Source organism: Vibrio sp. 10N.222.55.C6, assembly GCF_041473395.1.
GTDB classification, from domain to species: Bacteria; Pseudomonadota; Gammaproteobacteria; order Enterobacterales; family Vibrionaceae; genus Vibrio; species Vibrio crassostreae_C.
Window position 1 is genome coordinate 1 of sequence record NZ_JBFRSD010000622.1, and the last position, 312, is coordinate 312.

The 312-nt window shown below is 47.4% G+C and carries 1 protein-coding gene; it reads right to left on the minus strand.

The window, feature by feature from the left end:
• On the minus strand, positions 1–312 hold a 312-nt coding region (locus AB4486_RS25360), incomplete at both ends, for a GH36-type glycosyl hydrolase domain-containing protein (protein ID WP_372119485.1).

A 312-nucleotide genomic window follows, 5' to 3' on the forward strand; every position in this document is an offset into this window, starting at 1 on the left:
CAGAGATCCAACATATCAAGCAGGGCTTTACCATACATGTTAGCTACCATCATCGACTCAGCACCCGTTGGCAGGTTCACCGTGTCATTCCAGTCAGCAAAACCTAATAACGGTAGGCCGTGGTCACCCGTATTGGTGTACGTAAATTCGATCGCGCGACACAAGTGATCCCAAACGGTGCCTGTTTCCACAGGATTACCCGCTTTGTCTTTTTGATAGAACGGGATCACTTTGTTCAAGAAAACAGCATTGCCTGTCTCTTTCACATATTGAGTGACTGCGTAGATAATCCACAGATGATCGTCGCCGTAG